This is a genomic window from Streptomyces sp. P5F9 (genome assembly GCF_057961495.1).
In genome coordinates this window covers 1-13,232 of the sequence record NZ_JBXVPZ010000264.1, presented here as the reverse complement: position 1 = coordinate 13,232, position 13,232 = coordinate 1, and the positions used below count along the sequence as shown (strand labels likewise).

The following is a 13,232-nucleotide window of genomic DNA, read 5'->3' as shown; positions in this document are numbered from 1 at the left end:
CCCCTCCCCCTCGGCCTGCGCGAGCCGCCCCTCGGGAATCCCGGGCCCGTCGTCCCGCACGGTCACCACGACCTCCCTGGGTTCGTCCTCGACCAGGATCCACGCCCGCGCGTCCTCACCGGCATGCCTGCGCACATTGTCCAGGGCGGCCCCGACAGCGGCGGCCAGCTCCTTCGCCGCGGGCGCGGGCAACGGCACCGGAGCCCCCGGCTCGGCAAAACTCACCTTGGCCGCGGCATACGGCGCGAGCAGCCCCCGCAGATCGACCGTCCCGTCGTCGGGTCCTTCGGCCTCTTCTTCTACGGCCCTCACGACCGCGCCCTCCGCCGCGTCCAGCGACACCCGGGACACGGGCACCAGGGCGCCGGAGACCAGGGTGCGCAGCGCGATCTCCTGCTCGCCCGCCATCCGGCCCAGTTCGCCCGCCTCGCCGCCGAGGACGGCACCGCGCCGCTGGACCATCGCCAGCACCTGGAGGACACCGTCGTGGATGTCGCGGGCGAGGCGCTCCCGTTCCCGGGTGGTGGCCTCGATCTCCAGGGCGCGGGCGAGGGTGCGCTCGGAGGCGCGGGCGACCTCCACGACGTAGCCGATGGCGATGGAGGCGACCCAGACGAGGACCACGTTGTGGACGGTGTCGCGGGCCGGGGAGCCGCGCTCGATCAGGTTGGCGACGGCGACCGGGGTGGAGGCGAACGCGGCCCAGCGCCAGCCGCCTTTGATGGCGTAGGCGAGGACCGATCCCGCGGTCCATATCGACGGCAGGGTGGGGCCGCCGCTGGAGATGTGGTGGTCGTCGGCCGCGAGCGGGGTGAGGACGATGCCGGTGAGCGCGATCGCGAGGTCGACGGCGAGGAAGCGCTTGGTGCAGGCGACCGCGCTCTGTACCCGGGGCAGGGTGGCGAGCGTCCAGACGAACAGGACGACGTAGAAGGCGATGGCGATGCCGGGACGGTCGAACTCGTCGTAGGCGGAGGCGAACAGCCCGATCGCGTACAGCAAGGTCAGCACGCGGTAGCCGCTCAGGGCACGCCAGAGCGGCTGCTCGACGGACATCCTGACGACGCGTACCTGCTTGGCCATCTCCCCCACCCCCGACACAGACTCCGGCCCGCCTAGGGGCTGGTCTGTTCCTTCTCCGCTTGTGCGAGCGCGGCCTTGGCCGCCTTGTCCGCTTCCTTGTCGGCCTTCGCCGCCTCCGCGATCTGCCGCTTGGCGGCGGTCGCGTAGATGTCGACGTACTCCTGGCCGGAGAGCTTCATGATCTCGTACATGACCTCGTCGGTCACCGCGCGGAGGACGAAACGGTCGTGCTCCATGCCGTTGTACCGGCTGAAGTCGAGGGGCTTGCCGATCCGGATGCCCGGGCGCATCAGCTTCGGCATGACCTTGCCGGGCGGCTGGATCTTCTCCGTGTCGATCATCGCGACCGGGATCACCGGAGCGCCGCTGGCGAGCGCCACGCGCGCGAGGCCACCGGGTTTGCCGCGGTAGAGGCGCCCGTCCGGGGAGCGCGTGCCCTCCGGATAGATACCGAACAGTTCACCGCGCTCCAGGACGTCGATCCCGGCCTTGATCGCGGCCTCGCCCGCCCCGCGCGCACCGGAGCGGTCCACCGGAAGCTGGCCGGCGCCCTTGAAGAACGCGGCCGTCAGCTTGCCCTTCACCCCGGGGGTCGTGAAGTACTCGGCCTTCGCGATGAAGGTCACCTTGCGGTCCAGGACCGCGGGCAGGAAGAACGAGTCCGAGAACGAGAGGTGATTGCTCGCCAGGATGGCGGCACCCTCGTCCGGAATGTTCTCCAGGCCCTCCACCCAGGGTCGGAAGGCGACCTTCAGCGGTCCCCCGATGGCGACCTTCATCGTGCCGTACAACAAGCGAGTGCCTCCCGTTTCCGTCGATCAGACCTTAACCCGGAGCACTGTCAAAGGACCCGACGACCCTGGTCGGTGTCAGTGCGGTCGCGTACGGTTAACCGCACCTGGACTTGTTCAGACCCCTCTCATGAACACGCGTCTCACCACCACGCCCTTCTCATGAACAGGAGACCGAAGGTGCCGGTCCTCCCCGGAGCCGAGCCGTACCGCCACGAGGGCGGGGAGGTCGGAGTTCTCCTCTGCCACGGCTTCACCGGTTCCCCGCAGTCGCTGCGCCCCTGGGCGGAGTATCTGGCCGAGCGCGGCCTCACCGTGTCGCTGCCGCTGCTGCCCGGGCACGGCACGCGCTGGGAGGACATGCAGCTCACCGGCTGGCAGGACTGGTACGCGGAGGTGGACCGCGAGCTGCGCGCCCTGCGCGAGCGCTGCTCGCAGGTCTTCGTCGCGGGCCTGTCCATGGGCGGCGCGCTGGCCCTGCGGCTGGCCGCGAAGCACGGCGACGAGATCAGCGGTGTCGTGGTCGTCAACCCCGGCATCAAGGTGCACGGCCTCGCGGCGCACGCCCTTCCGGTGGCCCGCCATCTGGTGCGTACGGCGCCGGGCATCGCCAGCGACATCGCGAAGGAGGGCAGCGAGGAGGTCGGGTACGACAAGGTGCCGCTGCACTCCGCGCACTCCCTGCGTATTTTCTTCCGGCTGGTCGACCGCGAGCTGCCGCAGGTCACCCAGCCGCTCCTGCTGCTGCACAGCCCCCAGGACCATGTGGTTCCGCCGGCCGACTCGGCTCGTGTCGTCAGTCGGGTTTCCTCGGCCGACGTGACGGAGATCCTGCTGGAACAGAGCTACCACGTCGCGACGTTGGACCACGACGCGGACCGGATTTTCGAGGAGAGCTTCGCGTTCATCGGCCGGCTCGCACCCAGTGTCGGCAAGCAGGCGTCCGACACGGGCCGGGTGAGCGAGCAGGAAGGGACGGCCACAGGTGGCTGAGCACGACTCCGACCGCGAGGGCCTCGAACCGGAGGAGCAGGGCGTCCCGTTCGACGAGGAGGCCGCGTGGGCCGCGATCGTCGCCGGATACGGCGAGGAGCCCAAGGATCCGCCGGGCGCCAAGCCGTTCAAGTCGATCGAGGATCTCGCGCTGCTCGATCCCGAGAAGAACGACGAGCGGCCGAAGGCCAAGGAGCCGGACAAGGGCGACAAGGCCAAGGACAAAGGCGCGGGTAAGGACAAGGGCACCGAGGAACCGCCGCCGCCCGCGAAGCCGTTGGGCAGTTCGGTCTCCTTCGCGCCCGGTGTCGGCGGTCCCCGTGACTACGCCTCGCCGGACTCCTCCGAGGAGGACTTCGACGAGGACGACGAGGGTCACTTCGTGCCGCCCGAGCCGCCTCCGCTGCCGGACGCCGACACGACCGCCAAGTTCGCCTGGCTCGGAGTGGTCGGCGGCCCGATCCTGCTGCTGCTGGCGGTGCTGCTCGGCTGGGACATGACCTGGTGGCTTGCGACCATCGGGATCGGCGGGTTCCTGGGCGGGTTCGGCACGTTGGTGATGCGGATGCGGACGGACGAGGAGGACGGGGACGATCCGGGGCGGGGTGCGGTCGTCTAGCTCGCGGGCACTTTGAGGGCGGCCGGCACCGGGAAGTGGTCGGTGGCCGCCCTCACGGCAGCGCCTCTCCCCCCTCGCACTGCCCGGCGGCTGTGGTTCAGGCCGCGGGCACGCGTACCGCGGCCAGCACGGGGAAGTGATCCGTCGCCCGCTTGATGTCGGCCTCCTCCACCTCCGGGAGGCCCAGCGGTACCCCGCAGCCGAGTACCTCGATGCCCTGCGTGGCGAAGATCGCGTCGATGCGCTGGAAGGGGTTGCCGGGAGTCCAGGTGTTCTCCTCGCCCCAGGGGGCGGTGGCCCAGCAGTCCTGCAGCTCCTTGGCCAGGCGTCCGAAAGTCCGGCCGTCGGGGCGGTCGTTGAGGTCGCCGCCCGCGATCACGTGGTCCACGCCCATTCCGGCCAGCCGGTCGAGGAGCATGCCGCCCTGTTCGTAGCGTTCGTCCTGGCTCAGGCTGAGGTGACAGCTGAGGACGCCGAGGCGGGTGCCGCCGATCCGTACGACCGCGGTGGCGAAGCCGCGGCGGTGTTGGCCGGGGGTCAGTGGCAGGAGTACGTCCTCCGTGCGCTCGACCGTTGCCCGGAGTGAGCACAGGAGGGCGGGGCCGGCTGCGGTGCCTCCGCCGCTGAGGACGACCAGGTCGGACGCGGAGGCGAGGCGGGCCAGTTTCTTGCGCCAGCGGAAGAAGAGGGGGGCCTCTTGGATCAGGACGAGGTCCGGAGCGCAGGCCTTGATGACGCGGGCCAGGGCGTCTGTGTCGTCGCGCATCGAGCGGATGTTGTAGCTCAGGACGCGGATGACTGCCGAACCGTCGGGTTCGGTGCGGGAGTTGGGGAGCAGCGGGGTCGTCGCCATGCGGATCAAGATACGACGTGGTGCGGGGGGTTGCAGTGGCGGGACGTGCGGGTCGTGCGTCGGCTGCACGTGCGTCGTGGCTGGTCGCGCAGTTCCCCGCGCCCCTAAAAGCAAAGGCGGGGCGCGGGGTACGTGGGCGACTGCCAGTCGTACGTGGCTGGTCGCGCCCGCGCGGCGGAGCCGCACATGTCACAGCCCCGCGCCCCTGAGGTCGGCACAGTCGCCGTACGTGTTACATGATCGGGTCCGGCTCCCTCGCCAGGTCTGCCGCTCCCACCATGCCCGCCTTGTTGCCGAGCTGGGCCGCGATCACGTCGGCGACCGGGCGCCAGTTGCCGCCCACCAGCCAGCGTTTGTAGGACTTGCGGATGGGGTCGAGGACCAGTTCGCCCTCGTCGGAGAGGCCGCCGCCGACGATGAAGGCGGAGGGGTCGAAGAGGGAGGCGAGATCGGCGAGGCCGGCGCCGGCCCAGCGGGCCAGTTCGCGGTAGGAGTCGACCGCGACCGGGTCACCCTGGCGGGCGGCCATGGAGATGTGCTTGCCCTCGATGCCGTCGGGGGTGCCGTCGCCGAGCGAGAGGAGCACCTCCGCGGACTCGGGGGTCGCGTTCGCGCGCTGCTTGGCGTAGCGCACGAGGGCGCGGCCCGACGCGTACTGCTCCCAGCAGCCCTGGGAGCCGCAGCCGCACAGCAGGCCGTCCGGCACCATGCGGATGTGGCCGAACTCGGCGGCCACCCCGAAGTGCCCGCGGCGCAGCTTGTTGCCGATGATGATGCCGCCGCCGAGGCCGGTGCCGAGGGTGATGCAGATGACGTTGCGGTGGCCCTTGCCGGCGCCGAACTTGTACTCGCCCCAGGCCGCGGCGTTCGCGTCGTTCTCCACGACGACGGGCAGGCCCACGCGGGCCTCGACCTTCTCCTTCAGCGGCTCCTGGCGCCAGTCGATGTTCGGCGCGAAGTAGACCGTGGAGCGCTGACGGTTGACGTATCCGGCGGCACCGATGCCCACGCCGACGATCTCGTGCCCGGCGCGTGCTCCGTCGACCGCGGCGGCGATGGCGTCCACGATGCCTTCGGGCGTACCCGGGGTCGGCACCTTGTGGGTCGAGAGGATGTTGCCTTCCTCGTCGACCACCCCGGCCGCGATCTTGGTGCCGCCGATATCGACGCCGATGGTGAGTCCCATGAATCCCTCAGTTTCGGTCGAGCCCCGCTACGGCCCACCGTACCCGAGGGGCTGCCGTCGGAATCGCGGCGTTCGCCCGCTGGGCGGCCCTGGAGGGCTCTGGCGGCGGTGAGGGAAGTGCGCACCAGAGCCCACCGGACGGACGCGAATCCGGCAGCGGGCCCTCAGGGGCTTCTAGTCCAGGTCGATGCGCTCCCCCGGACCGGAGTCGTCTCCCCGGTCGCGGCGGTCGTTCCTCAGGTCCTTCAGCTCGCTGTCGCGGGCCGTCCAGCGCTGCTCCTGGGCCTGGACCGCAGAGCGGTACGCGGCGAGGAGTTCGTTTCCGGCCGCGGCGAGGTGGTCGAAGACGTCCGGGTTGCGTTCGATGACGGGCTCGACGGCGGCCTTGGCCTGCTGGACGACCTGCTTCACCACCTGCTGGGCGGCCGGTCCGGCGACCTGGCCGAGCAGCGGGGACTGGAGGCCGGACAGCTTGTCCGCGACGGTGTCGACGAGCTTGCGCAGTTCCTCGGCGGCCGAGACCGGCGGCTGGCCGTACTGGGTGCGGCGGCGGGCCTTCTCCGCCGCGAGGTCTTCGGCGGCCGCCGTCGCCCAGGCGTCGGCGTCGGTCGCCCGCACCTCGTCGAGCGCCTCGTCCTTGCGGGCGTCGGACGGGGGGAGCTCTTCGCTCATGACGGACTCCTGACTACGGTTCGTCTCTACGACGTTACCCGAATGGGCGTACGTGCTTCACGGCTCCGCACCCACCAATACTCATCTTCCCTGCGGCCACAGGTCCGGGTCCGGGGCGAAACGGATGCGCAGTTCGCCCTCCCGCAGGGCCGCGCCGGCCACCGTGCAGCGGCGCAGGGCCGACGGCAGCGGCACGATACGGCGGAACCGGCCGACGGTGACGACGAGTTCGTCGCCGCGCCGGACCAGGTCCAGCTCGTCGCGTATCGCGCCGGGCAGCGGAATGCCCCAGACCAGCACACCGTCCTCGGCCAGCCGGTCGGTCACCGGCCACTCGACCGCGGAACCGGCCGCGTCGACACCGGGCACGGCGAGCGCGGCAAGGTCGTCGGTGCCGCGCGGATCGTGGCCGAGGTGCGGGACGTGCCGGATGTCGTCGTACGTCCCCTGCCACTCGTCCAGGGTCTTGCGCTGCTGCGCGTTGAGGCCGGCCAGCCAGGTGTCCTCGACGGACTCGGGCAGCACCCGGTTGGCGACCAGCACGTCGGGCCGCAGGCCGCGCAGGGCGAGCGCGAGACCGGCCGCGCGGACGGCTTCGGCGCCCGCCGGTCCGGGCTCTGCGACCAGTCGTACGGTCGTGTTCCGGTCCGCGAGAACCGCTTCCACGGCGGCCAGTTCGACGTCCCAGCGGCCTGCCGTGTCGTAGAGCCACTCGGAGGGCATCGGGACGCCGGCGAGGCGGCCGAGGACCGGGCGGAGGGCGCGGGCCGCTTGCCGCTCGGCCGGGAGGAGGCGACGGAGGTAGCGGCGGAGTTCCTCGGGGAGGGCGAGGAGCGCGAGCGCGTGGGGCGTCGGCGGGAGGTCCACGACGAGGAGGTCGTAGGCCTCGGACAGGGCCGCGTCCCTGAGGGCCCGGAGGAGGGCCAGTTCCTCGGCGCCGGGGAGGGGGGTCAGTTCTTCCGCGTCCAGGCGGGCCGCGCCCAGGAGTTCGAGGGCCGTGGAGGCGCGGTCCTGGAAGGCGGTGAGGTCGGCGCGGAAGGACTCCGTGGCGTCGGGGCGCCATGCCGTGAGGTTCTCGGCGGCCTCCACGGGGGCCGCTCCCGTCACCACACCCAGGGCGGCGCCTAGGGTGTCGCCGCGGTCGGCACCGAGGAGGAGTGTCCGGGTGCCGGTGCCTGCGGCGGCTTGTGCGGTGGCTGCGGCGATGGTGCTGCGGCCGCTGCCGCCTGGGCCGGTGATCAGGATGGTACGCATATGAGTGAACGGTAGTCGCTCGGCGAGGGTGGGGGCTGGGCGCCGTTGCCGGGGGCTGCCGCCCCCAGACCCCCGCTTCGGCCCTGAAGGGGCCTCGTCCTCAAACGCCGGACGGGCTGGATATAGCCGGCCTGCGTCAGAAAGGCACCGCACGGGCCGAGAACGCCCGCCGGCGCCGAAAAGGCCCGCCTACTTCTCGCCCGTCTCCACCGGTGGCTCCCCCGACTCCACCCGCTTCTTCAACCCCGCCAACGCCCGGTCGATGATGACCTTCTCGGCCTTGCGCTTGATCATGCCCAGCATCGGGATCTTGACGTCCACCGTGAGGAGGTAGGTGACCTCCGTGGCGCCCGCGCCCGAAGGCTTGAGCAGGTACGAGCCGTCCAGGGAGCGCAGCATCTGGGACTTGACGAGGGTCCAGGAGACCTCGTTGTCGCCGGTCCACGTGTACGCGAGGGTCTGGTCGTCCTTGATCGCGCCGGCGTCCATGACGAGGCGGACCTGTTCGGCGCGGCCGCGTTCGTCGGTCTTGAGGACGTCCGCCTCCTTCACCTCGCCGGTCCAGTCCGGGTAGCGGGCGAAGTCGGCGATCACTTCCATCACTTCGGCCGGTGCCGCCTCGATCGTGATGCTCGAACTGGTGTGTTCCGCCATCGCTGTGGCTCCTCCAGATGCGGACCGGCAGGGCGTCGTCGTCATGCGCGTGTGCGTGCAGCGTGAAGGCTACCGCGCGGCCGACCGCCCCACTTCACCCCCTACCTGCGGACATCGAGGGGGACGGTCACCATTCCAGGGCCCACGGCTTGCCGCTCCCCGCGAAGTGCCCCACGTTCACACACTCGGTCGCCCCGATCCGCATCCTCCGCACCAACGGCTGGTGAACGTGGCCGAACAGTGAATAGCGGGGCCTGGTGCGGCGGATGGCGTCCAGGAGGGCGCGGCTGCCGCGTTCGAAGCGGCGCGCGACGGTGTCGTAGACCAGCTCGGGGACCTCGGGCGGGATGTGCGTGCAGAGGACGTCGACCTCGCCCACCGCCTCGATCTTGGCGGCGTACTCCTCGTCGCTGATCTCGTACGGGGTGCGCATGGGGGTGCGGAGGCCGCCGCCTACGAAGCCGAACGTCCAGCCGCCGATCTCGACGCGTTCGCCGTCGAGCACGGTGGTTCCGGGGCCGGCGTACTCGGACCACAGGGTCGGCATGTCGACGTTGCCGTAGGTGGCGTACGTCGGGGTGGGGAAGGCGGCGAACATCTCGGCGTACTGTTTGCGGACCGCCTTCTCGATGAGGGCCGCCCGGTCGCCGCCGACGCCGGACCAGAGGCGGGCGCCCAGTTCCCGGGCCTCCTCGAAGCGCCGGGCGGTGCGCAGCTCGACCAGGCGGTCGGCGTTCTCCTCGCCGAAGAGTTCGGGGAAGATCCCGCGCGCGTGGTCGGCGTAGTCGAGGAAGAGGACGAGGTCGCCCAGGCAGATCAGGGCGTCGGCACCCTCGCCGGATCTGGCCAGGTCACGGGCGTTGCCGTGCACGTCGCTGACCACATGGATGCGCGTCCCGGAGTTACCGGCCGGTGTGGGTGCCATGACGATCAAGCGTAGGCGTGTGCGGCAAACGTGAACAGTGGCGGCGGACCTTGCGGTTACTGGCCAGTCAAGAAAGGGGTGGACTACTGTGCGCGAGGAAACACCAATCTGTGTGACGCAGCGAACATCTCGCCGGACCCCCCTGTCGTAGGAGCCATACCGACGGGTAACGTCCGGGCAGTCCAGTCGTGCTCAGGATTTCAATCACCCGGTCCTGACGCACCTGCCCGAGTCTTGGACCGGACCGTCGCATCACACAACGTCGTGGCGCCGGCGCCCTATGAGGAGCAGCAGTCTTGCGCGAGTTCAGCCTTCCGGCTTTGTACGAGGTCCCTGCGGACGGCAATCTGACCGACATCGTCCGCAGAAACGCCGCGCAGCACCCAGATGTCGCCGTGATCGCCCGCAAGGCGAACGGCGGCTGGCAGGACGTGACCGCCACGGTCTTCCTCGCCGAGGTGCACGCCGCCGCCAAGGGGCTCATCGCCTCCGGCGTCCAGCCCGGCGACCGGGTCGGTCTGATGTCCCGCACGCGGTACGAGTGGACGCTGCTCGACTTCGCGATCTGGTGCGCGGGCGCGATCACCGTGCCGGTGTACGAGACCAGCTCGCCGGAGCAGGTGCAGTGGATCCTGAGCGACTCGGGCGCCACCGCGGTCGTCGTGGAGCAGGACGGACACGCCGCCACCGTCGAGTCGGTGCGTGCGCAGCTTCCGGCGCTCAAGCACGTCTGGCAGATCGACGCCGGCGCGATCGACGAACTGGACCGCGCGGGCAAGGACGTCACCGACGCCACCGTCGAGGAGCGCAGCTCGCAGGCGAAGGCCGACGACCCGGCGACCATCGTCTACACCTCCGGTACTACGGGCCGGCCCAAGGGCTGTGTGCTCACCCACCGCAGCTTCTTCGCCGAGTGCGGCAACATCGTGGAACGGCTGCGCCCGCTGTTCCGCACCGGCGAGTGCTCGGTACTGCTGTTCCTGCCGCTCGCGCACGTCTTCGGGCGGCTGGTGCAGATCGCGCCGATGGTGGCGCCGATCAAGCTCGGCCTGGTCCCGGACATCAAGAACCTCACGGACGAACTCGCCTCGTTCCGGCCGACGTTGATCCTCGGCGTGCCGCGTGTCTTCGAGAAGGTCTACAACTCGGCGCGCGCCAAGGCGCAGGCGGACGGCAAGGGCAAGATCTTCGACAAGGCGGCCGACACCGCGATCGCGTACAGCCGCGCGCTGGACACCCCGGCGGGTCCGTCCCTCGGCCTGAAGATCAAGTACAGGACCTTCGACAAGCTCGTCTACAGCAAGCTGCGCGCGGTGCTGGGCGGCAAGGGCGAGTACGCGATCTCCGGCGGCGCCCCGCTGGGCGAGCGGCTCGGGCACTTCTTCCGGGGCATCGGCTTCACGGTCCTGGAGGGCTACGGCCTGACCGAGTCCTGCGCGGCCACCGCGTTCAACCCCTGGGACCGGACGAAGATCGGCACGGTCGGCCAGCCGCTGCCCGGCTCGGTCGTGCGCATCGCGGACGACGGCGAGGTGCTGCTGCACGGCGAGCACCTGTTCAAGGGCTACTGGAACAACGAGGCCGCCACGGCCGAGGCGCTGGCCGACGGCTGGTTCCACACCGGGGACATCGGCACCCTCGACGAGGACGGCTACCTCAGCATCACGGGCCGCAAGAAGGAGATCATCGTCACCGCGGGCGGCAAGAACGTCGCCCCGGCCGTGATCGAGGACCGCATCCGCGCGCACGCGCTGGTCGCGGAGTGCATGGTCGTCGGCGACGGGCGGCCCTTCGTGGGCGCGCTGGTCACCATCGACGACGAGTTCCTGGGCCGTTGGGCCGCCGAGCACGGCAAGCCGGCGGGTTCCACCGCGGCGTCGCTGCGTGACGATCCGGACCTGGTGCGGGCGGTCCAGGACGCGGTCGACGACGGCAACGCCGCGGTGTCGAAGGCGGAATCGGTGCGGAAGTTCCGCATTCTGTCCTCCCAGTTCACGGAGGAGTCGGGCCACCTGACGCCGTCCCTGAAGCTCAAGCGCAATGTGGTGGCCAAGGACTACGCGGACGAGATCGAAGCCCTCTACCAGAAGTAGCGGGCCCGGTACGGAAGTTGGTCTATGACGCGGTGTCCTCGGCGAGGACCCGCGTCATCGTCCTTTCCGCGAGTGCGGTGATCGTCACGAACGGGTTGACCCCGATCGAGCCGGGCACCAGCGAGCCGTCGGTGATGTACAGCTTCGAATACCCCTTCACCCGGCCGTAGTTGTCGGTCGCCTGGCCCAACACGCAGCCGCCGAGCGGGTGGTAGCAGAAGTCGTCGGCGAAGACTTTGCTGGTGGAGCCGAACAGGTCGTACCGGTAGATCGTCCCGTTCGCCGCGTTGATCCGGTCGAACAGCTTCTTCGCCATGGCGACCGAGACCGCGCTCTGCGCCGCGGTCCAGCCGAGTTTCACCGTGCCGGAGGCGGAGTCGTACGTGAACGACGCGCGCTGCGGGTTCTTGGTGATCGCCAGATAGAGGCTGATCCAGTGTTCGAGACCCATCGGCAGCGGGGCGATCTCCGCGAAGACGGGGTTGTCGGTGTTGGCCCAGTCGTCGATGCCCATGACCGGCATCGTCGACTCATTGGCGCCGACGGTGTCCCAGACGTGGTTGGCACGCCCGACCATCGTGTTGCCGTTGGTCCCCCAGCCCGCGCCGACGCTCGCGTTGAGAGCGGGGAGCGTGCCCGTGTCCCGGGCGCGGACGAGGAGTTCGGTGGTGCCGAGGCTGCCGCCGCCGAGGAACAGATAGGTGCAGCTGTACTGCTTGGTCTCGACGACGGTACCGGTGTCGTTGATCCGGTCGACGGTCAGGACGTACGACCCGTCGCTCCCCCGCGTGATCGCCTTCACCTTCTCCATGGTGTGGATGGTGACCTTGCCGGTGCCGAGCGCGGAGGCGAGGTAGGTCTTGTCGAGGCTCTTCTTGCCGTAGTTGTTGCCGTAGATGACCTCGGCGGCGAGCGCGGACTTGGTGGCGGTGCCGGCGGCCTCCTTCTGCATGTAGCCGAAGTCGTAGACGTTGGGCACGAAGGTGGTCTTCAGGCCCGCGGTGGTGGCGGCCTTCCGTGAGGTGCGGGTGAACTGGTACCACTCCGTCGACTCGAACCAGGTCGGGTCGACGGTGTTGACGCCGAGCATGGTGCGGGCGCGCGGGAAGTACGTGCTGTACATCTCGGTGGCGTCGACGGTGGGGAACTGCTCGGTGAAGTACGACTGGAGCGGGGTGACGGCCATGCCGCCGTTGACCAGGGATCCCCCACCGACGCCACGCCCCACGTACACGGACATGTTGTCGTAGTGCACCCGGTCCAGGACGCCGGGGTAGAGGCCGATGTCCTTGTTGACGACGTCCAGCCACAAGAAGGTGGCGAGCGGGGCCTCGGTGCGGGTCTTGAACCACATGGAGCGCTGGTCCGGGGCGGAGGTGGAGCAGAAGATCTTGCCGTCGGAGCCGGCCGTGTTCCAGAGCCTGCCCATCTCCAGGACGAGGGTGGTGATACCGGCCTGCCCGAGCCGGAGGGCGGCGACCGCCCCGCCGTAACCGGACCCGACGACGATCGCGGGGGCGGTCTCGACGGCCGCGGGTTCGACGGCCTGCGCGGACTGGAGACCGATACGGGTGAGACCGGCCGCGGCGGCGGTCTGGAGGGCGACCATGCCCAGGATTTGACGTCTCGTCAGCTGATGCTGCGTCAGTTTTGCTGTCATGCGCGCAGCATGTGCGGATTATTCGGTTCCGCCAAGGGGCTGCGCCGGTTTTGGAGCGCCGTCCGGGGTGCCGGGTGAGGTGGTCGGGCGGGTGCGGGTTGTGTGGGGCTGGTCGCGCCCGCGCGGCGGAGCCGCACATGTCACAGCCTCGCGCCCCTGAAAAACAGGGGGTCCTACCTTGCGGGCGTGGCTGAGCCGCCGATGCCACGGCTCCACCCCACGGCCAAGCCGAGCCCCGACCGCTCGGTTCGATCACGCGGCCCCCACAAACAGGCGCAGCCGGCCGTCTTCAGGGGCGCGAGGAGCGGCGCGACCAGTCACACAGGACCCGCACCCGCCCGAATAGACCGCTTGTCACCCCGAGTTCAGCGCAACCCCCTGTCTTTCAGGGGCGCGGGGCTGTGACATGTGCGGCTCCGCCGCGTGGGCGCGACCAGCCACCCACAACC

At 70.2% G+C, this 13,232-nt stretch carries 12 protein-coding genes; 3 read left to right on the top strand and 9 right to left on the bottom strand.

Annotated features, from left to right (window positions below):
- Positions 1-1,083, bottom strand: a 1,083-nt coding sequence (macS, locus tag AC31A1_RS32650) for a MacS family sensor histidine kinase (protein WP_489656779.1), incomplete at its 3' end; no start/stop codon positions are given.
- Positions 1,084-1,115: 32 nt separating this feature from the next.
- Positions 1,116-1,862, bottom strand: a complete 747-nt coding sequence (locus AC31A1_RS32645; protein ID WP_489656781.1) for a lysophospholipid acyltransferase family protein — start codon at positions 1,860-1,862, stop codon at positions 1,116-1,118.
- A 192-nt stretch (positions 1,863-2,054) separates the two neighbouring features.
- Here AC31A1_RS32645 and AC31A1_RS32640 point away from each other — a divergent pair, with 192 nt between their 5' ends.
- A complete protein-coding gene (locus AC31A1_RS32640) occupies positions 2,055-2,867 on the top strand; it encodes an alpha/beta hydrolase (RefSeq protein ID WP_489656780.1) in 813 nt (270 codons plus the stop codon).
- Positions 2,860-3,486, top strand: a complete 627-nt coding sequence (locus AC31A1_RS32635; RefSeq protein ID WP_489656778.1) for a hypothetical protein — start codon at positions 2,860-2,862, stop codon at positions 3,484-3,486. Before AC31A1_RS32640 ends, AC31A1_RS32635 begins: the two co-directional genes overlap by 8 nt.
- Before the next feature lie 97 nt (positions 3,487-3,583).
- Here AC31A1_RS32635 and AC31A1_RS32630 read toward each other — a convergent pair whose 3' ends face one another.
- The 6 genes from AC31A1_RS32630 to AC31A1_RS32605 all read right to left on the bottom strand — a co-directional run bounded on the left by AC31A1_RS32630 (position 3,584) and on the right by AC31A1_RS32605 (position 9,030).
- Entirely contained in the window at positions 3,584-4,339 is a 756-nt protein-coding gene (locus tag AC31A1_RS32630; RefSeq protein ID WP_489656777.1) for an endonuclease/exonuclease/phosphatase family protein, read from the bottom strand.
- A 232-nt stretch (positions 4,340-4,571) separates the two neighbouring features.
- On the bottom strand, positions 4,572-5,525 hold the full coding sequence (locus tag AC31A1_RS32625) for an ROK family glucokinase (protein ID WP_327404692.1): 954 nt from the start codon (positions 5,523-5,525) through the stop codon (positions 4,572-4,574).
- 174 nt (positions 5,526-5,699) lie between these two features.
- On the bottom strand, positions 5,700-6,197 hold the full coding sequence (locus AC31A1_RS32620) for a DUF5304 domain-containing protein (RefSeq protein ID WP_393753167.1): 498 nt from the start codon (positions 6,195-6,197) through the stop codon (positions 5,700-5,702).
- 81 nt (positions 6,198-6,278) lie between these two features.
- Positions 6,279-7,451, bottom strand: a complete 1,173-nt coding sequence (locus tag AC31A1_RS32615; RefSeq protein WP_489656776.1) for an ArsA family ATPase — start codon at positions 7,449-7,451, stop codon at positions 6,279-6,281.
- A 189-nt stretch (positions 7,452-7,640) separates the two neighbouring features.
- Positions 7,641-8,105, bottom strand: coding sequence for an SRPBCC family protein (locus AC31A1_RS32610; RefSeq protein WP_327404689.1), 465 nt, complete (start codon positions 8,103-8,105; stop codon positions 7,641-7,643).
- Positions 8,106-8,232: 127 nt separating this feature from the next.
- Positions 8,233-9,030, bottom strand: a complete 798-nt coding sequence (locus AC31A1_RS32605) for a metallophosphoesterase family protein (protein ID WP_366493989.1) — start codon at positions 9,028-9,030, stop codon at positions 8,233-8,235.
- A 296-nt stretch (positions 9,031-9,326) separates the two neighbouring features.
- On the opposite strand from AC31A1_RS32605, the gene AC31A1_RS32600 reads away from it, so the two are divergent.
- Entirely contained in the window at positions 9,327-11,123 is a 1,797-nt protein-coding gene (locus tag AC31A1_RS32600; RefSeq protein WP_489656775.1) for an AMP-dependent synthetase/ligase, read from the top strand.
- 22 nt (positions 11,124-11,145) lie between these two features.
- On the opposite strand, the gene AC31A1_RS32595 is transcribed toward AC31A1_RS32600, so the two are convergent.
- On the bottom strand, positions 11,146-12,783 hold the full coding sequence (locus AC31A1_RS32595) for a GMC oxidoreductase (RefSeq protein ID WP_489656774.1): 1,638 nt from the start codon (positions 12,781-12,783) through the stop codon (positions 11,146-11,148).
- Positions 12,784-13,232 lie beyond the last annotated feature (449 nt).